We start from the raw sequence: 18,434 nt of genomic DNA on the forward strand, positions 1-18,434 counted from the left end.
ACCCGCATGACCGACAGCTTCGTCACTCAGTGCCCGCATTGCCAGACCAGTTTCCGCGTCAGCCACGCTCAGCTGAGCGTCGCCCGAGGCACGGTACGCTGCGGCTCATGCCTCCAGGTGTTCAACGCTGCGAAACAGTTGTTGGAACAACGTGCCGGGACGTCATTCCAGTCACCCACAGCAGCATCCCTGTCGACCACCCTGGAAAGCCCGGTCGAGAAGCCGGCAGAGCAACCGTCGACTCCCTTGCAGCATCCCGACACCGTCGAGAAAAAACCGGAGATCCTCGCAACACAGTCGCTGGTGGTGAAGCCGCCAGCGTCGATGCCGATCAAGCGTGACGCCCCCAATGTTGATCTGGACAGCCTGGATCTGGATGACCTGGACGTGGAGCTTGCTCGCCTCGAACAGCGTGAAATCCAGCTCCCGGAGTCATTTGGGCGGAGCCATACAGCCCGCGACCGCGATGACACTGAATCTTTCAGTGCCCGGCGCGACGAACCGGATGTCGCGCATGAGTCGTGGAGCGAAGGGGCGGGTCGTGACGACGTCGAACAATTGCCCGAGCTGCGCGCTGAAGTGGTCGATGAGCACGACAAACATGCGCAACAGCCCCCGCTGGACGACGATCTTGACCTGCGAGACAGCCATCGTACCGAGCCCTCGTTTTCATTGACCCCGGATGACCTCCACGACGAGCAGGATCGCCCCCATTCGCTCAAGCATGACGAAGCTGACGATCAGCCGCCGTCTGAACGCTTTTCCGCGTTGGACACCCAAGATGATCCTGAGCACTTGCGCGCCCTTTCGGACGATGAAGACGAGCTGCCGCGAGACCGAACCATGGGCAAACGCGGCCGCAACGAACCGGGACTGCGGGATCCGGCGCTGCTCGACCTGACAGATGACCCGTTGCAGCTCTCCTGGCAAAAACCCAAACCTCGCTGGGGAAGGCGTTTGCTGTGGATGCTGTTGATCCTGATTGCGCTGGGCGCATTGGTCGGTCAGTACATTGCCTATCACTTCGAAGAGCTGGCGCGACAGGATCAGTACCGCCCGATCTTCACCGAGCTTTGCCCGACCCTCGGCTGCAAGGTCCCCTCGAAGGTTGACATCAAACTCCTCAAAAGCAGCAACCTTGTGGTGCGCAGTCATCCAGAATTTCAGGGCGCCTTGATCGTTGACGCGATCATTTACAACCGCGCATCGTTCTCCCAGCCCTTCCCGTTGCTCGAACTGCGCTTCGCCGATGCAACCGGTCAGTTGATCGCCAGCCGGCGCTTCAAACCGGGTGAATACCTGAGCGGCGAACTGGCAGGCAAAGACGAGATGCCACCGCAGACGCCGATACACATTGCGCTGGACATCCTCGACCCGGGTCCCAAGGCTGCGAATTACAGCCTGAGTTTCCGCTCCCCCGAGTAACACCGGCGGGCAGGACGCGCGTGCGCACTGTTATGCGGCACCGATGCATGCCCCTTAACGCCCGAAATCCGACGACACTTTTATGACAATTCGCGCCCCGGGCTGGCAGATTGCAATAAGAACGCAGCTGTTCAGATTTTATCCAATTCAGCCTTTATCCAGTCATCGAGAGCGGGTATCATGCCCACCCTTTTTCATACTCTGGGTCCCGTCTGAATTGGCGCTGAAGCACTTTTCGGACCAGACCTCGTGATTCGGCCCCACAACAGGTCACCCTATGTCGGCGGTACGCATCGGCCCTTACACATTGCAAAACGGCTTGATCCTCGCCCCGATGGCGGGTGTCACTGATCAGCCCTTCCGGCAGCTTTGCCGCCAGCTCGGCGCAGGCCTGGTGGTATCGGAAATGGTCACCAGCGACATGAGCCTCTGGAACAGCCGCAAGTCGCGGCTGCGCATGATTCACGAAGGCGATCCCGAGCCCCGCTCGGTGCAGATCGCTGGCGGAGACCCGCAGATGCTTGCGGACGCGGCACGCGCCAATGTCGAGTTCGGCGCGCAGATCATCGACATCAACATGGGCTGCCCGGCCAAAAAGGTCTGCAACAAGGCCGCCGGTTCCGCGCTGTTGAAAGATGAGCAGTTGGTGACCGAAATCCTGCACGCGGTGGTCGCTGCAGTCGAGGTACCGGTCACACTGAAGATTCGCACTGGCTGGGACAGAGCGAACAAGAATGGCCTGAATATCGCCCGAATCGCCGAACAAGCCGGCATTCAGGCGCTGGCGGTTCACGGGCGAACCCGTGCCGACCTCTACACCGGTGAAGCCGAGTACGACACCATCGCGGCCATCAAGCAGGCGGTGTCCATTCCGGTGTTTGCCAACGGCGACATCGATTCACCGGAGAAGGCCCGTTACGTCCTCGACGCTACCGGTGCCGACGGGCTGTTGATTGGTAGGGCCGCTCAGGGGCGCCCGTGGATTTTTCGCGAGATAGAACACTACCTGCAGACCGGGGAGAAACTTCCTGCGCTGCCGGTGAGTGAAGTGGAACGCATTCTGCTAGAGCATCTGGCCGCGCTCCACCTTTTCTATGGCGACGTAATGGGCGTGCGGATCGCACGCAAACACGTCGGCTGGTACCTCGCAACGTTGCCGGGCGCCCGGGAGTTTCGCGCCCTTTTCAACCGTTTGGAAGATACAGAAGCACAGTGCGCCAACGTTCGGGAGTTCTTTTCCCGGCGCGATAAATCCCGCCCAGCCGGGAACGAAGAAGAGGTGGCCGCATGACGATGATGACTGAGACTTTAGTGAGTGGAACAACACCCGTGAGCGACAACGTCAATTTGAAACAACACCTCAATACGCCGAGCGAAGAGGGCCAGACCCTGCGCGGAAGCGTCGAGAAGGCGTTGCACAACTACTTCGCTCATCTGGAAGGTGCGGCCGTCACCGATGTCTACAATCTGGTGCTCTCGGAAGTCGAGGCGCCGCTGCTCGAATGCGTGATGAACTACGTCAAGGGCAACCAGACCAAAGCCTCGGAAATGCTGGGACTGAATCGCGGCACCCTGCGCAAGAAACTCAAGCAGTACGACCTGCTGTAAGCATCCGAAAGACAAGCGACCTCACTTCAATGCGGTCGTTTTTTTTGCAAAATTCTTTTGCTTTTGATGGAAGTTGAGATGACCGACCAGACGACCCGCCTGCCGATCCGCCGCGCCTTGATCAGCGTATCCGACAAGACCGGCATTCTTGAGTTCGCACGTGAACTCGAAGCCCTCGGTGTCGAGATCCTTTCCACCGGCGGTACGTTCAAGCTGCTCAAGGACAACGGCGTTGCAGCAGTGGAAGTCGCGGATTACACCGGCTTTGCTGAGATGATGGACGGCCGCGTCAAGACCCTGCACCCCAAGATCCACGGTGGCATTCTGGGCCGTCGCGGTACCGACGATGCCATCATGAACGAGCACGGCATCAAGCCTATCGATCTGGTCGCCGTTAACCTCTACCCGTTCGAAGCCACGGTATCCAAGCCGGGCTGCGACCTGCCGACCGCCATCGAGAACATCGACATCGGCGGCCCGACCATGGTCCGCTCTGCTGCCAAGAACCACAAAGACGTGGCTATCGTCGTGAATGCCGGTGACTACACGCAGGTTCTGGAAAGCCTCAAGGCAGGTGGCCTGACGTACGCCCAGCGCTTTGACCTGATGCTCAAGGCCTTCGAACACACCGCTGCGTACGACGGCATGATCGCCAACTACCTGGGCAGCGTCGATCAGACCGCCCAGACCCTGAGCACCGAAGGCCGCAGCGAATTCCCACGCACCTTCAACACCCAGTTCATCAAGGCGCAGGAAATGCGCTACGGCGAGAACCCGCACCAGAGCGCGGCGTTCTATGTCGAAGCCAAACCAGCCGAGCTGGGCATCGCGACGGCAACCCAGCTGCAAGGCAAGGAACTGTCCTACAACAACGTGGCAGACACCGACGCCGCGCTTGAGTGCGTCAAAAGCTTCGTCAAACCTGCCTGCGTGATCGTCAAGCACGCCAACCCGTGCGGCGTTGCAGTCAGCCTGGATGCCGAAGGGGGCATTCGTCAGGCTTACGAGCTGGCATACGCAACCGACAGCGAGTCGGCGTTTGGCGGCATCATCGCCTTCAACCGTGAACTCGACGCCGAGACGGCCAAAGCCATCGTCGAGCGTCAGTTCGTTGAGGTGATCATCGCCCCGAGCGTCAGCGCCGAAGCCCAGGCCGTTATCGCCAGTAAAGCGAATGTAAGGCTTCTGACCAGCGGCCAGTGGGACGCAGAGCGTGCGCCAGCCTGGGATTACAAGCGGGTCAACGGTGGCCTGCTGGTGCAGAGCCGTGACATCGGCATGATCGGCGCGGACGACCTGAAAGTGGTCACCCAGCGCGCGCCGACCGAGCAAGAGATCCACGATCTGATCTTCGCCTGGAAAGTCGCCAAGTACGTCAAATCCAATGCCATCGTCTATGCCAAGAATCGTCAGACCATTGGTGTCGGCGCAGGCCAGATGAGCCGCGTGAACTCCGCCCGCATTGCAGCGATCAAGGCAGAACACGCCGGCTTGCAGGTGCAGGGCGCGGTGATGGCCTCCGATGCGTTCTTCCCGTTCCGCGATGGTATCGACAACGCTGCCAAGGTTGGCATCACTGCCGTCATCCAGCCCGGCGGTTCGATGCGCGATGCCGAGGTGATTGCAGCGGCGGACGAAGCCGGTATCGCGATGGTCTTCACCGGCATGCGCCATTTCAGGCACTGACAGTTCAGCGGCAAGTTTCAAGCTGCCAGCGGCAAGCAAAAGCAGACGGTGTTGCTCCCCTGCTCTGGCAGCCCCAACAATTCATAGCGATAAGCAGTGATTGAAAGTTGTGCGATTCGCTTTCACTTGCCGCTTGTAGCTTGCAGCTTCTCCGAAGGAGTCTTTCTTTGAATATTTTAATTATCGGCAGCGGCGGCCGCGAACACGCTCTGGCCTGGAAGGTTGCACAGGATGCTCGCGTCGAGAAAGTCTTCGTCGCCCCCGGCAACGCCGGCACGGCCACTGAAGCCAAGTGCGAGAACGTGGCGATCGACGTGTTGGCGCTGGAGCAACTGGCCGATTTTGCGGAAAAGAACGTCACGCTGACCATCGTTGGCCCGGAAGTCCCCCTGGTCGCGGGTGTCGTCGACCTGTTCCGTACCCGTGGTTTGAGCTGCTTCGGTCCGACCCGAGGCGCCGCCCAGCTTGAGGGCTCCAAGGCGTTCACCAAGGATTTCCTGGCGCGTCACAAGATCCCGACAGCCGACTACCAGAATTTCACTGAAATCGAACCGGCCCTTGCATATCTGCGCGAGAAAGGCGCACCGATCGTCATCAAGGCCGATGGCCTGGCGGCAGGCAAAGGCGTCATCGTTGCCATGACCCTTGCCGAGGCTGAAGAAGCCGTGCGTGACATGTTGGCCGGCAACGCATTTGGTGATGCGGGTTCGCGCGTCGTGATCGAAGAATTCCTCGAGGGTGAAGAAGCCAGTTTCATCGTCATGGTCGACGGCAAAAACGTACTGCCAATGGCGACCAGCCAGGATCACAAGCGCGTGGGTGATGGCGACAGCGGCCCGAACACCGGCGGGATGGGTGCGTATTCCCCGGCCCCGGTGGTCACCGCCGACGTACACCAGCGAGTGATGGACCAGGTCATATGGCCGACCGTCAGGGGCATGGCCGATGAAGGCAACATTTACACCGGCTTCCTCTATGCTGGTTTGATGATAGACAAGGCCGGCAACCCGAAAGTGATCGAATTCAACTGCCGCTTTGGTGACCCGGAAACACAGCCCGTGATGTTGCGTTTGCAGTCGAGCCTGGTATCGCTGGTCGAAGCCGCTCTGGCGCAAACGCTGGACACAGTGGATGCTCAGTGGGACCCGCGTCCGAGCCTGGGCATCGTGCTGGCGGCCGGCGGCTATCCCGCTGATTATGCCAAGGGCGACAAGATTCAAGGGCTTGAAGCTGCAGCGGCACTGCCGGGTAAGGTGTTCCATGCTGGCACCACGTTGCAGGACGGACGGATCGTGACCTCCGGCGGTCGCGTGCTGTGCGCGACGGCGCTGGGCGAGACCGTTGGTGACGCCCAAGTACACGCTTATGCATTGGCTGCAAAGATTGAGTGGCAAGGTTGTTTTTACCGCAAGGACATCGGCTACCGCGCTATCGCCCGGGAACGTGGCGAAGATCCGGCGTGAGCCTTGGCCCGGTCAGTGACACCCTCAGGGGCCGCTGACCGGTCAGACGGTGCGGCATAGTTAACAGGGTTCATTCACGAAGGGATTTCGCCGTGCGCTGGCTCAGGATTGCCACTCGTTTGACTGTCACATTGCTGACCCTGCTCTGTATATCCCCGGCCGTGGCCGAGGTCGGTGCAGGATGGTCAACGCTTGTCGACGATCAGGCGAACCTGAACCTCGGCGATATCCGCTCGCCCCACTACGAATCCCAGTTCAGCCCTGTCGAACTCGACAAGGTGCGCGCGACCTCCCGGAATGCGGCCCTGTGGTTGCACTATCGCCTCCCCCCCGCCAATCACGAACAGCTGGTGCGCATCTTCGCACCTGATCTGGCGACCGTTGACATGTACGTGCTCGACGGCGACCGCCTGATCGATCACTCCCGCTCAGGCAACAAAGTGCCGCGCGAAGCCCAGCCCTTGCCCTCACTCGACTTCCTGCTGCCGGTCCCGTATCGCGAAAAGCCGCTCGACCTGTACCTGCGCCTTAAATCGGAACAGGAGTTGCGCCCGAACATCACCCTGCAGTCGGCCGTTTCGAGTGCTGCCGATGAGCGACGACCGTTGCTGCTCGGGCTGTTCTTCGGCTCGCTGGCCATGCTGATTGTGCAGAACCTTACGCGCTACGCTCAATCGCGCTCAATCAGCAGTTTATGGCTGGCCGCGTGCGAAGCCTTTTTGGGGCTGAGCGCCCTTCTTTTGCTCAATCTTCAGGCGCCATGGCTTCCGCACTGGCATCTGGCGCAGACGCCCAGCGCGCATCTCGCTTTGCTGCTGGCGGCTGCAACGGGGCTGATGTACACGTATTGTTTCTTCATTCAGCGCGGGGTCGAAATACTCAACCGTCTGTTGATGGGCGTCTTGCTGATAGTCGGTTTTGGCGCCCTGCTGGTGCTGTTCGTGAACACGCTGCCGCTGAACATCCTGACCTTCCTGCTGGTTGCACTGACCACCTTCAGCATCACGGCCGTGTCGATCTATCACCTGCAAAAAGGCTATTCCCCGGCCCGTCCGTTCGTGATCGCCATGATCGTGTTCAATCTGGGCAATCTCGTGGTACTGCCTGCCATGCTCTGGCTGACCAGCATTGCGGCGCAGACGTTGATCATCGGTGTGTTGGCGGTGTTCTGCCTGTGCGGCCTGCTGATGAGCATTGCCCTGAGCGAGCGCCACCGCAGCATTACCGAAGACAACTTCAGCGTGAGCCGCGAGCTGGCGGCGAGCACCGCGGAAATCAACGCCAAGGCCGAATTTCTGGCCAAGATCAGTCATGAAATCCGTACGCCCATGAATGGCGTTCTGGGCATGACCGAGCTGCTGTTGGGCACGCCGCTGTCGGTCAAACAACGCGATTACGTGCAGACCATCCACAGCGCAGGCAACGAGCTGCTGACGTTGATCAACGAGATCCTCGACATCACCAAACTCGAGTCAGGGCAGATCGAGCTGGATGATGTGCAGTTCGACCTCTACGCAATGATCGAAGATTGCCTGAGCATCTTCCGCGCCAAAGCCGAGCAGCAAAGTGTCGAATTGATCAGTTTCATACAGCCGCAGGTGCCGCGGGTCATCAGCGGTGACCCGACGCGGCTGCGTCAGACGCTGCTCAGTCTGCTGGAGAACGCCTTAAAGAAGACCGACGAGGGCGAGATCCTGTTGGTCGTCGCCCTCGACTCCCGCGCTGGCAAACCCCGACTGCGCATCGCCGTGCAGGACAGCGGCACCCCGCTGACCCCCAACGAAAGGGATGCCCTATTGCACGCCGAGCTGCACAGCAAGAACTTCCTCGCCGCCAGCAAGGTGGGTGGGCATCTGGGGCTGGTCATCGCGCGCCAGTTGATCCTGTTGATGAACGGGGAGTTCGGCATCCAGAGCGGCACCAACCAGGGCAGCACCTTGTGGCTGAGTTTGCCGCTGGATGCCGAACGACTTGAACAGCCGCCCGCCGATCTCGACAGCCCGCTCAAAGGCGCTCGGGTCTTGGTCGTCGATGACAACGACACGTGCCGCAAGGTGCTGGTCCAGCAGTGCAGCGCCTGGGGGCTGAACGTCAGCGCGGTGCCGACCGGCAAAGAGGCGCTGGCCCTGCTGCGCACCAAGGCTCACCTGCGTGATTACTTCGATATCGTCCTGCTTGATCAGAACATGCCGGGAATGACGGGCATGCAACTGGCCGCCAAGATCAAGGAAGACCCCAGCCTGAATCACGACATTTTGTTGATCATGCTTACCGGCATCAGTAATGCGCCGAGCAAGGTCGTCGCGCGAAATGCCGGGGTCAAGCGCATCCTCGCCAAACCGGTCGCCGGGTACACGCTAAAGACCACGCTGGCCGACGAACTCAATCAGCGCAACAAGGGCAATGCCCCCTTCTCGATGGTGCCCGGGCTGATCGGCGATATAGACGTGCCGAGCGACTTCCGCATTCTGGTGGCCGAAGACAACAGCATATCCACCAAAGTCATTCGCGGCATGCTGGGCAAACTCAACCTGCAACCGGACACTGCCAGCAATGGTGAAGAGGCGTTGCAGGCGATGAAAGCCCAGCGCTATGACCTGGTGTTGATGGATTGCGAAATGCCGATTCTGGATGGTTTTTCGGCGACCCAGCAGTTCCGCGCCTGGGAAACCGGGAATCAGCGCATACGCACCCCTGTGGTGGCCCTGACTGCGCATATTCTGGCAGAGCACAAGGATCGCGCTCGCCAGTCCGGAATGGACGGCCATATGTCCAAGCCGGTCGAGCTCTCCCAATTGCGCGAGCTCGTGGAGTATTGGGTGGAGCAGCGTGCGCGGGATCAAGCGACGCGCTCGCTCCGAGACGATGACCGTTTTGAGCAAAACTGACCGCCAGGTCCACGTAGCGGGCTGATAGACTTGGCGCCGTCCCAGTCTGCTGCCATGAGCTCAAACCATGCTTCACGTGCTGTTCAGCGTTTATCTGAAGATGCTGGTGCTCTATAGCCCGTTCTTCGTCCTGTCCTGTTTCATCTCCCTCAGCCGCGGTTATTCGCGCAAGGAACGCAAGCGCCTGGCGTGGAAGATCGCGCTCGCAACGCTGGTGTCCAGCGTGCTGTTGTACCTGTTCGGCCGGGTGATTTTTGGGGTATTTGGCATCACTGCCGACGCCTTCCGCATCGGCGCGGGCAGTGTGCTGTTCATCTCCGCGCTGGCCATGGCCCAGGGCAAATCAGGCGTACAGACCGACAACGTTCAGCAGGACGTTGCCATCGTGCCGTTGACCATCCCCATCACGGTAGGCCCTGGCACCATTGGTGCGCTGCTCGTTATGGGCGTCAGCCAGCCACACTGGGACGACAAGCTCACCGCCATCGTCAGCATCGCGCTGGCCAGCCTGACAGTCGGCGTGGTGCTTTACCTCTCCAACAGCATCGAGCGGGTTCTGGGCGATCAGGGCCTGCAAATAGTCAGTCGGCTGATGGGGTTGTTTGTTTGTGCGTTGGCCGCCCAGATCATCTTTACCGGCATCAAGGGTTACCTCGTCCCTTGAGCGCATGACCTTCAGATCGGGAATTGTCGAATCGCACGCTCGAAGTCTTTGCCCAGCTCGCTGCGGATCTGCGCTCGATAGGCCGCATACACAGTGCGGTCAAAACGATACAGCCCGCCGCTAATTCGCAGCAGCATCTCCCGGCGCGTCTCGGTCCAGAAATCGTAGTCCTTGATATCGACGGTACCGGTCAGCGAGATGCTACAGATCAGCATATTGATGTCGCCGGTGGCCTCCACCGTACACGGTACGACCTGGACATTGCCGATCACCCCGTCAGCATCGCCGTGCTTGAAAAACTGGTTGGCGTATTCGTTGGCCCGCATGCCTTTCCAGGAAGCCTGAACCAACTCGGCAAGTATGCGTGAACCCACCGCTCGAACGACGCGAAACGTGGAAGAGTCCAGCTCTGCCGCACTTGAGATCACCCGTGGCTGATGAATGATAGGGCTCACGAATACGCAGCCACGGCTCTGCAGCCGCGTGCGGTATCTGAAAAACCAATTGGAATAATCCCGCCGCCGATCAAAGTGGCGGCTGGCAAACATATGGGCACCCAGCAGGCATTCCATAATGTTTTCACGGTCCTGCCTGTTGACTCCTTCATACAGCGACACGAGGTTGCTGCCGACGAGCGCACCGGTGCGGGCGCTCACGACCCACACCCCTCGACGACAAGCGATAGCTCATCGCGCCTTTCACTGAGCGCGACGTTGATCTTGTTCCGGAACTGCGCGTACCTGAGGTCGTCCAGCTTGGCGATCAACCCGAAGCAGTTGATTTCGCCCACCAGTTTTTGCCGGGCGAATGATTGGGTGAATGGGTTCTGAGCGATGGTTTCATTCGTTTTGAGGCCGACGCACATCGAGACTTTTTCGCCTGTCGGCAGCACAAAGCTGATTTGCATCAGTGCGCTCGAGACGGTTGTACTCGCGGCTGAATCGGTGGGCGACGCGTCGGCTAACAAGAGGCTTCGATCGCGAAGCGACAGGGCGCGATCACTCAACGGCGAGCAGAAAAGCCGGCTCAGCAGGTCCTCCAGCTTCTTTCCTCGCCAGCTGCCGAGCACCTCCGGCAGCAACGCGCTGAACAGATCGACCGGTGTAAAAGTCTCTGACTTGAGACAATCATCTTCACGGCCTAGGAGTTCGAGCCTCAACCAGCCGAACGTCGTCAGCGCCTTGAGCAACGTGGCATGCCAGTTGGAGCAGTCGGTGAACTTAGGTGTTTGTTTATCGGCGGCCAATTGGGCGTACAGCGTTGACGCCAATATGTCCTGCCTGGCGGGTGATTCCACCGCATCAAGAAACACGACTAATTCTGCGCCGTTTATATACATTCCCGAAACTTCCTGATTCATCTATCCCACTCCTGTGAGGGGCCGCAGCCAGACTGCGACCCTGTTGATCTTTAAATCGGGAATTCCAGAAACGCAGCGTCCGCAGCTTCCGACAGTTTCGTGCGTACGTGATCACGACGCAGTGCGTACAGCGATTGATGGAACACGAAAACGTCAGCACTTCGCTGAATATCGAGCGACACCGAGTTCCAGTTGACGAACAGCACATGACCCGTGGTGATTTGGGCCTTCATCTCTACCGCGCCCACGGCCAGAACGATCACACCCTCCTGGCTCTCCCGGCATCCGCCCACCATAAACCGCACACCGTTGGACTTCCTGCTCCGACCGTCGAACAGACGAAACGGACCCGGATTCTCTTTAAGTGCCTTGACTGCATCACTCGCAACCTGCAGGACCAAGGGCGATGCAGCACCGCCTGTAGCAGCCGTTGCGCTGGCCGCTGTGAGCGATGAGGCGAGCAGATCCAGGCCGATCTTGTCCATGGTCAGCACGCGCTCGCGGCTGGAGTAGTTGGTGTAAGCGACCTTCTGCGGAGTCCAGTGCAACGCCCGCCTCATGACCTCACGGAAGACCTCGTACCAAGCGCCATTCTGGGTGATCACATTGTGTCGCCTGTCGGCGGCCAGGGTCGCGTAAGTGAAGGTGTCCAGAACATCTTCACGCGCCTGCAGGCTAATGCCCTCGACGAAACCGATGATGCCCTGGCCTGCAACCGCCGCACTGGCCGGTTCGACCATGTCAGATGTGGGGTATTCGCTCAGGGGAGCAGGTCGAATCGACTCCAGTGAAGGGATGTTCGCAACGTGGGCCATAAAAGCGTCGTTATTCATATTCAAGTCCTTTTAAGTGAGTTGTCCGTCTTGGACACACAACACCCTAGCTCAAATAACAGGCTTGAACCCAATGACACTTGAACTTACATAACGACATTTTTGATTAGTTAGAAGAATTGTCACCACCTGCGCGTGTTTGAAGCGCTTGACTGACGGTGGGTTCAAGCCATTCGTTCGAGAGACCTACACAACATCGGGAAGTGGAAAATATTATTCCGGTGAAAACTTTCATTAGTTCCCATTAGCACTGATGCTTATTCTCGGGCGTGCATAGTTTCTTTCCTACAAGTCAAGGGGAAGTTCCTGTCGCGAACTTCCCTTCGTGTTCATCTCACTGCCCCGGCTTGCTGCCGTACCATCGCGGCGTATAGACCCACCGCTGGCCATCGGCACGGGGAAACACGCAAGTCAGCGACGAGCCGATCAACACCATTGTTCGCATATCGACCAGTTCGGGGGCCAACTCGCCGAGGGTGATGACGCGCAGGGTCTGCGCCGGCCGGCCGACGTCCCGTCCCAAGGTGACGGGTGTTTCGGGGCTGCGGTGCCGGCGCACGATTTCCAGTGCGCGCCCCAGTTGCCAGGGCCGGGAACGTGAGATCGGGTTGTAGAACGCCAGCGCCAGATCCGCCTGACAGGCCAGATCAAGGCGCTTTTCGATGATCTCCCACGGCTTGAGGTTGTCCGACAGGGACATGACGCAGAAGTCATGACCCAGCGGCGCCCCCGCCAGCGCGGCGGTGGCGAGCGATGCGGACACCCCTGGCAGGATGTGCAGGTCAACCCGATGCCAGTCGGCATTGTCTGATTCGTGCAGGGCTTCCAGCACCGCCGCCGCCATCGCAAAGACGCCCGGATCGCCCGAAGAAACCACCACCACCGAACGTCCGGCAGCGGCCAGCTCGAAAGCATGCCGAGCGCGCTGCATTTCTTCACGGTTGTCGGTGCAGTGCAGCACTTGATCCGGCCGAAACGGGCCGGCCATGCGCACGTAGGTTTCATAACCCAGCACGTCATTGGCGCGCGCGAGCTCGGCTTTTACGGCGGGGATCATGAAGTCGCTGGCGCCCGGGCCCAGGCCAATGACGGCCAGTCGCCCCCGTGCACGGCCTATCTGCCGAACATCCAGCGGCTGAGGCGCAACAGCGACGGCAATACCCTCCGCCGGAGTCAGGGGTGGCAACAACTGCGGCAGCACTTGCTGGATCATCTCGGCCGGAGTTGCGGTGTCTGTAAAGCGTACCGCGACGCCCAATGTTTCAGCGGCAGTGTGCAACGCCGGATTGGCCATTTCCTCTTTGCTGGCAAGCAGACAGCCCAACGCCTGCAGAGCAATACGCGAATCGTGCAGCGCGGTTTTCACAGCCCCGGCGGCATTGGTGAGGTCCCCCTTCAGGGCCACCAGCACATTGCGCGGGTAAATCAGCAGCTCGTGATCGCTGGGTTCACGGTCGGCATAACCGACGTGGATTGCCAATTGCGCCTGATCATCTTCGGGCAGCTGCGCCTGAGCCAGCCAGGGTGCTGCGCCCTCCACACGTACTTTTTCGCCCGACAGCAAATCGCTGACGAAGCGCTTGCCCAGCTCCAGGTCGCCCAACGCATAGCCCGCAGGCGGGTTGAGCAGGCAGGTACCGAACCGCAGCTCGCCGCTGGTGGTGATGGCAGCTGCGGTGCCCAGCGCCGAAGCGATTTCCCGAGCCATGACGTTCACGCCGCCCAAGCCGCCGAGCAGTGGCACGACAGCACTGCCATCCTCGGCGACGGCGAGTACCGGCGGCTCAGCGCCCTTCTCCAACAACACGGCTGCCAGGGTGCGAATAACGATGCCGGCTGCGCACAACGCAATGATGGGCGTGTTCTGCTGGTAAAGCTGACGCAGGGTCGCGCCAAACTCCGAGTAGCTGCGATCAGCGTCATCGGCGCGTTCGGCCAGCCCATGGATCAGCGCTTGCGGGTAGAGCTGCTGAATGCGTCGCGCCGTCATCAGCGCGCCTTTGCCCAGAACGACGATCGCCGGGGCCGTGAAGTGGGTCGCGGCCATCAGCCTTGCCACCGTTCGCCAGGGACAATAATCAGCGAGAAATAAGGCGAGGACATCGGATCGACCTCGGCAAGCGGGACAATCTTCTGGTTGGCCATGGTTGCGCGCTCGACGTAAAGCGCGCGCTCGGCCAGGCCGGTTTCGACCAGCACCTGACGCACTTTGGGAAGATTACGGCCCAGCTTCATAATCACCGCAGCGTCGGCATCCTGAAGTTTGCGTTTGAGGTCGTGGGCCGACAGTACGCCGGACAACACCGACAGGCTCTGATTGCGGTACACCAGCGGCGCACCCAATACCGATGCGCCGCCGAGCATCGAACAGACGCCCGGGATGACTTCGGCTTCGTAGCGCTCGGCGAGACGGTCGTGCAGGTACATGTAAGACCCGTAAAACATCGGGTCGCCTTCGCAGATCACCGCCACATCACGACCGGCGTCGAGGTGCGCCGCGAGGTCGGCGCTGCATCGGTCGTAGAAATCGCTGATCACACTTTCGTAAGACATCGGCGCGGGCAGCGCCTCAGTGGTGACCGGGTACACCAGCGGCATCAATGTCTGCGCTTGCTGCAAATGACCTTCGATGATGCCGAACGCGTTACCCTTCTTGCCTTTGGCGACGAAATACGCCACCACCGGCGACTCGCGCAGCAGGCGCAGGGCCTTGACCGTAATGAGTTCCGGATCACCTGGCCCCACGCCAAGGCCAATCAGACGACCGCGCGGTGGCATCATTCGATCTCCGTGGCGAGTGAGTTGACCGCCGCGGCGGCCATCGCGCTGCCGCCACGGCGCCCCTGCATGATCACGTAAGGCACGCCGCGGCTGTCGGCGGCGAGCATGTCCTTGGATTCGGCAGCGCCGACAAAGCCCACCGGAAAGCCCAGTATCAGCGCCGGTTTCGGCGCGCCGGCATCGAGCATTTCAAGCAGGTAAAACAGCGCGGTCGGCGCGTTGCCGATCACCACGACGGCGCCTTCAAGATGCGGGCGCCACAGTTCCAGCGCTGCAGCGGAGCGAGTATTGCCCAGCTCGCGCGCCATCTCGGGAACGCGCTCGTTTTTCAGGGTGCAGATCACCTGATTGTTGGCCGGCAGGCGCGTGCGGGTGACGCCTTCGGCAACCATGTGCGCGTCACACAGGATCGGCGCACCGGCCGCCAGCGCGCGGCGGCCAGCGGTGCCAGCACCCGGCGAGTAGCGCAGCCCTTCGACCGCATCGACCATGCCGCAGGCATGGATGACCCGCACGGCGAGTTTTTCCAGGTCGGCCGGGATGGAATCGAGCCGGGCTTCGGCACGAATGATCGCGAAGGAGTTACGGTAGATCTCCTGGCCGTCGCGGATGTAATCAATCATCGGTGTTGCTCCGTGAGTCGGCGGTCAACAACGCGCCGACTGCATCAATAGTGAGGTCACGTGCATGCAGATCGCCGAATCCGGCTGCGTCTGCATGACGAAAATAGAGATCGTAACGACCGGGCGAGGCTGCCAGGAGCGTCACCGGGGCTATATGCGCAGCGGCGCACGAACGCCGGCAGCCGGACAGGTGCACTGTCTGGCGGGTGGCGTTGTTTTGCAGCAATGCGGCCAGACGAAATGCGTCGGCCTTGGTGTCGGCCAAACCTTTTGCGCAAGCCGCAGAGCCTGTGCACGCGATCATTCTGGCCAATGAAGCATTCGCATCCGCGAGCAGACCGGCTTTGCTCAAGCCATTCGTCACGGCAAGTGAATCCTCCATCGCAACGTTTCGCAGCGTCAGGCTCTGCCAGGGCGTCATGCACAGCTGACCGTCGCCATAAGCACGCGCCAGCCGCGCGGCTTTGCGCAACATAGACGGCCCCATGCGTCCCAAGGGCACGGCTGCGCCAATGGCGACGACGCCGTGTTGCGCCTGCGCATAAGTGCCAAGGTGCGCCAGAGGACGTATCGGCTCACGTCGCCATCCGGTTATGTCCTGATTAACCCAAAGAGGCTGCGCAAAACGAGCGGCGACGTGCTCCATGAACCGGACGACAGGCACTTCTTTAAGCAGGTCACGCATGCGCGCGTGCTCAGGCCGCGCAAGGTCCAGAAACGTTTCCAGCACTGCCACGACCAATGCGTGCGCCGCTTCTGGTGCAACGGCCGCCAGGGGTGAATCATTTGCCGGGCAGCCTGCGAGCCCGAAGCCCAGCAACGTCTGGCCGTCGATGCACATCGCCGACAACCAGAGGTCATGGGGATGTTCGAGCATGGCCAGGCCTTCACCGCCGTCCAACGACAGCGCGAATTTAGGCGATAGCTCGTGAAAGCGCGGGTGATGCTCGAGGGTGTGCAGAATCTGCCCGGCCAGCGGACGTACATCGAGCAATTGCTGTGGATCAAGCCCTGCGGTCGGACTCAGCATCAGGTTGCGCACGTCATCACTGGCCGGATTGCCAGGGCCCAGGCCGGCGTCCAGCAGGCTGGCGATCAACCCGTCGTGGTCGGTGCCGATGCCGCGAATCTGCAGATTGCCGCGGTTGGTGGCCTCGATCACGCCACCGGCGAACCGCTCTGCGGCCTGCGCCACGGCCAGCGCCTGATCGGCGGTGATCAGCCCGCCCGGCAGCTTGATCCGGCAGATGCCGCCGTCCATCGCCGGGACGATACGCAGCAACCCCGGGCAAGCCGAGGGGCGAATGGGCGTAGCGGAAAGGCGAGCGGACAACGGCTCGGTCAATGGATCACCTGGTGCGACGGGCAGACGCGTAAAGAAACGAAACGTTACAGGGGCCGTATTATGCCTGCTTTGGCGGCAGGCATGAAAAGACGGTCTGTCGGATCGCTCATCCCGCGTGTATGTAAACGCTGGCTTGCCACGGGTCGGGGGCTGAAATCGCTGACGGCCGGCACGCCGGATGACTAGTGGGATGTTGTTAAATTTGCTACCAGAGCTTCCCCAAGACCGCCAAAGCGGTAATACCCGCAATGAACGATGTGATTGCAACTCTCTCGGGAATACAAATCCATCGTCGCTGGTGGGAAGAAATGCTGGCGACATCCTTAATATCCACCAGGCTTTTCTGACGCATAAGTTCGGTTGATGTCAGTGCCAGGTTCACCGCTACAAGTCGATAGCGTCGACCGACAAACCCCGCGTTATCCCAACAGCGCTTCGCATCAATGACGATACGACAGTTTTTTAGCCGTTCTTCTACCTCAGGAAGGATGACGTACTTCACGTACACGTCTAAGCAAAAGCTGACAACGCTTATAACACCGGAAACGATGACGACTCCCCCTAAAAGCCCGTCATTCATCGCCAGCCAACTCATACAACCAGCTACCAATATATTCCCCCATTTTGCTACCTCCTGCTCCACCCAACCATCCGCCCGCAGCTCCACCTGCGATACCACAAATGACCAGGCTGGCACCGCGACTGGGACCGGCCATCCTGAAGCACATGGATACTGCTGTTTTCGCGCCAATCCCTCCAACCGCAACGGACGTTGGAATCCCCACCATCATCTTCCCCACTTCAACAAACTTGGCCTTCGTGCACTGTTGCTCGCGCCCGGCAGAACACGCTTCGCCGATCTCTATCAATCCCGCACTGACGTCCAGCGCGACGCCTATCGCCGTCCCGCCGCTCAACGTACGGGCCACATTATTAATACGCTTCACATTACTGGCGTAGTTGGCGACTTCCCCCCAGCGGATGAAGCTTTTGCTGGAGATGCCCAGCATCTTTTTGATCGTCGAGTTGTTCTTCAGCCCAGTACCCCAGCGCCCAATACCCCGCAACTGGCCATCAAGGACGCTGAACAGGCTCTGACGCCGAGCCACGAACTGATCCTTGGTCAAAGTTCCGGCGCGCCAGCGCAGGTAGGCATCGTTGATATCTTTAAGGGTGCCCTCCACCTGAGCCAGGTGACTGCTCCAAGCGGAGGTGACGCTGCCTATGCCGATAGAGCCGTAGGACATGATGCTTTGCAGCACATCGTAGTTTTGTGTCAAAACCGTTGCGCTGGCGTGGTCGGTAGCGATCAGAGACTCACGCACGTCACGAGCATAGAACGCAAGGAGATTGTCCCCGGGCGTACACATGCTGGTGGATTCGTCACCCACAACAATCAGCTGCCCCGGCAGGACGATGGAAAAGGGGGTGATGCCAGGATTGAGGAGGTCGAACTTGGACCGAGCTCCATTTCCATTAGGCAAGCTGTCGCGAAACGAGTAGAGATTCTGTTTTTTGTCATTGATAAACGCATAGGCCCCGGACATCCGCTCAGCATCCTGTTCGGCTTGATGAGCGGCGCACGATAGGTGTGCGCTTTGAGGACTGTCATTAAACGTTACGTGTAAATCGGCGTGATTACGGTATTTTCAGAAACGCCCCACACCAAAGCTACTAACCGCCTACGAAATAAGGCTGATTGACCCAGCACGACGAGGCTACCTCAGCGAGGTATGATGCGCCCCACTATCCAGGGCT

The 18,434-nt window shown here is 60.0% G+C and carries 16 protein-coding genes; 7 read left to right on the forward strand and 9 right to left on the reverse strand.

Translation table 11 applies throughout. The features are described from left to right. The first annotated feature begins 6 nt into the window (after positions 1-6). The 7 genes from QRN48_RS03105 (at position 7) to tspR (ending at position 9,734) form a co-directional block, all read left to right on the forward strand. Complete coding sequence (locus QRN48_RS03105; protein WP_285348802.1) at positions 7-1,425, forward strand: DUF3426 domain-containing protein; 1,419 nt, start codon at positions 7-9, stop codon at positions 1,423-1,425. A 277-nt stretch (positions 1,426-1,702) separates the two neighbouring features. Further along, on the forward strand, positions 1,703-2,716 hold the full coding sequence (gene dusB, locus QRN48_RS03110) for a tRNA dihydrouridine synthase DusB (protein WP_285348804.1): 1,014 nt from the start codon (positions 1,703-1,705) through the stop codon (positions 2,714-2,716). Further along, a complete protein-coding gene (fis, locus tag QRN48_RS03115) occupies positions 2,713-3,033 on the forward strand; it encodes a DNA-binding transcriptional regulator Fis (RefSeq protein WP_015093301.1) in 321 nt (106 codons plus the stop codon). The genes dusB and fis overlap by 4 nt, the downstream gene beginning before the upstream one ends. Before the next feature lie 78 nt (positions 3,034-3,111). Continuing rightward, positions 3,112-4,719, forward strand: coding sequence for a bifunctional phosphoribosylaminoimidazolecarboxamide formyltransferase/IMP cyclohydrolase (gene purH, locus QRN48_RS03120; protein ID WP_285348821.1), 1,608 nt, complete (start codon positions 3,112-3,114; stop codon positions 4,717-4,719). A gap of 167 nt (positions 4,720-4,886) precedes the next feature. Further along, complete coding sequence (gene purD / locus QRN48_RS03125; protein ID WP_285348822.1) at positions 4,887-6,182, forward strand: phosphoribosylamine--glycine ligase; 1,296 nt, start codon at positions 4,887-4,889, stop codon at positions 6,180-6,182. 92 nt (positions 6,183-6,274) lie between these two features. Continuing rightward, positions 6,275-9,070: a hybrid sensor histidine kinase/response regulator gene (locus QRN48_RS03130; protein WP_285348824.1), complete on the forward strand. Its 2,796-nt coding sequence runs from the start codon at positions 6,275-6,277 to the stop codon at positions 9,068-9,070. A 67-nt stretch (positions 9,071-9,137) separates the two neighbouring features. Further along, a complete protein-coding gene (gene tspR / locus QRN48_RS03135; RefSeq protein WP_285348826.1) occupies positions 9,138-9,734 on the forward strand; it encodes a type III secretion system genes modulator TspR in 597 nt (198 codons plus the stop codon). An 11-nt stretch (positions 9,735-9,745) separates the two neighbouring features. Here tspR and QRN48_RS03140 read toward each other — a convergent pair whose 3' ends face one another. From QRN48_RS03140 to QRN48_RS03180, 9 genes are all read right to left on the reverse strand, one after another. After that, positions 9,746-10,390: a hypothetical protein gene (locus QRN48_RS03140; RefSeq protein WP_285348828.1), complete on the reverse strand. Its 645-nt coding sequence runs from the start codon at positions 10,388-10,390 to the stop codon at positions 9,746-9,748. Further along, positions 10,387-11,094: a hypothetical protein gene (locus tag QRN48_RS03145; RefSeq protein ID WP_191942783.1), complete on the reverse strand. Its 708-nt coding sequence runs from the start codon at positions 11,092-11,094 to the stop codon at positions 10,387-10,389. The genes QRN48_RS03140 and QRN48_RS03145 overlap by 4 nt, the downstream gene beginning before the upstream one ends. Positions 11,095-11,144: 50 nt before the next feature. Next, the gene (locus QRN48_RS03150) at positions 11,145-11,927 is read right to left on the reverse strand and encodes a hypothetical protein (RefSeq protein ID WP_191942782.1); all 783 of its coding nucleotides are present in this window, start codon (positions 11,925-11,927) and stop codon (positions 11,145-11,147) included. Between the two features lie 334 nt (positions 11,928-12,261). Next, a complete protein-coding gene (cobJ, locus tag QRN48_RS03155) occupies positions 12,262-13,974 on the reverse strand; it encodes a precorrin-3B C(17)-methyltransferase (protein WP_285348830.1) in 1,713 nt (570 codons plus the stop codon). Further along, on the reverse strand, positions 13,974-14,705 hold the full coding sequence (locus tag QRN48_RS03160; RefSeq protein WP_285348871.1) for a precorrin-2 C(20)-methyltransferase: 732 nt from the start codon (positions 14,703-14,705) through the stop codon (positions 13,974-13,976). Before QRN48_RS03160 ends, cobJ begins: the two co-directional genes overlap by 1 nt. Next, the gene (locus QRN48_RS03165; protein ID WP_037015560.1) at positions 14,705-15,331 is read right to left on the reverse strand and encodes a precorrin-8X methylmutase; all 627 of its coding nucleotides are present in this window, start codon (positions 15,329-15,331) and stop codon (positions 14,705-14,707) included. Before QRN48_RS03165 ends, QRN48_RS03160 begins: the two co-directional genes overlap by 1 nt. Then, a complete protein-coding gene (gene cobG, locus QRN48_RS03170) occupies positions 15,324-16,676 on the reverse strand; it encodes a precorrin-3B synthase (protein ID WP_285348832.1) in 1,353 nt (450 codons plus the stop codon). Before cobG ends, QRN48_RS03165 begins: the two co-directional genes overlap by 8 nt. A 205-nt stretch (positions 16,677-16,881) precedes the next feature. Next, positions 16,882-17,271 (reverse strand): hypothetical protein, encoded by a 390-nt coding sequence (locus tag QRN48_RS03175; protein WP_285348833.1) that lies wholly within the window; start codon positions 17,269-17,271, stop codon positions 16,882-16,884. Beyond that, positions 17,249-18,223, reverse strand: a complete 975-nt coding sequence (locus QRN48_RS03180) for a hypothetical protein (RefSeq protein WP_285348835.1) — start codon at positions 18,221-18,223, stop codon at positions 17,249-17,251. The genes QRN48_RS03175 and QRN48_RS03180 overlap by 23 nt, the downstream gene beginning before the upstream one ends. Between the last annotated feature and the right edge of the window lie 211 nt (positions 18,224-18,434).

The sequence above is a fragment of the Pseudomonas sp. ME-P-057 genome (assembly GCF_030208975.1).
In the GTDB taxonomy this organism is placed as follows: Bacteria; Pseudomonadota; Gammaproteobacteria; order Pseudomonadales; family Pseudomonadaceae; genus Aquipseudomonas; species Aquipseudomonas lutea.

Coding starts and splice junctions, on each gene's coding strand:
- QRN48_RS03105 (WP_285348802.1), top strand. CDS start 7: ATGACCGACAGCTTCGTCACTCAGTGCCCGCATTGCCAGACCAGTTTC.
- dusB (WP_285348804.1), top strand. CDS start 1,703: ATGTCGGCGGTACGCATCGGCCCTTACACATTGCAAAACGGCTTGATC.
- fis (WP_015093301.1), top strand. CDS start 2,713: ATGACGATGATGACTGAGACTTTAGTGAGTGGAACAACACCCGTGAGC.
- purH (WP_285348821.1), top strand. CDS start 3,112: ATGACCGACCAGACGACCCGCCTGCCGATCCGCCGCGCCTTGATCAGC.
- tspR (WP_285348826.1), top strand. CDS start 9,138: ATGCTTCACGTGCTGTTCAGCGTTTATCTGAAGATGCTGGTGCTCTAT.
- QRN48_RS03145 (WP_191942783.1), bottom strand. CDS start 11,094: ATGAATCAGGAAGTTTCGGGAATGTATATAAACGGCGCAGAATTAGTC.
- QRN48_RS03150 (WP_191942782.1), bottom strand. CDS start 11,927: ATGAATAACGACGCTTTTATGGCCCACGTTGCGAACATCCCTTCACTG.
- cobJ (WP_285348830.1), bottom strand. CDS start 13,974: ATGGCCGCGACCCACTTCACGGCCCCGGCGATCGTCGTTCTGGGCAAA.
- QRN48_RS03160 (WP_285348871.1), bottom strand. CDS start 14,705: ATGCCACCGCGCGGTCGTCTGATTGGCCTTGGCGTGGGGCCAGGTGAT.
- QRN48_RS03165 (WP_037015560.1), bottom strand. CDS start 15,331: ATGATTGATTACATCCGCGACGGCCAGGAGATCTACCGTAACTCCTTC.
- QRN48_RS03175 (WP_285348833.1), bottom strand. CDS start 17,271: ATGAGTTGGCTGGCGATGAATGACGGGCTTTTAGGGGGAGTCGTCATC.
- QRN48_RS03180 (WP_285348835.1), bottom strand. CDS start 18,223: ATGTCCGGGGCCTATGCGTTTATCAATGACAAAAAACAGAATCTCTAC.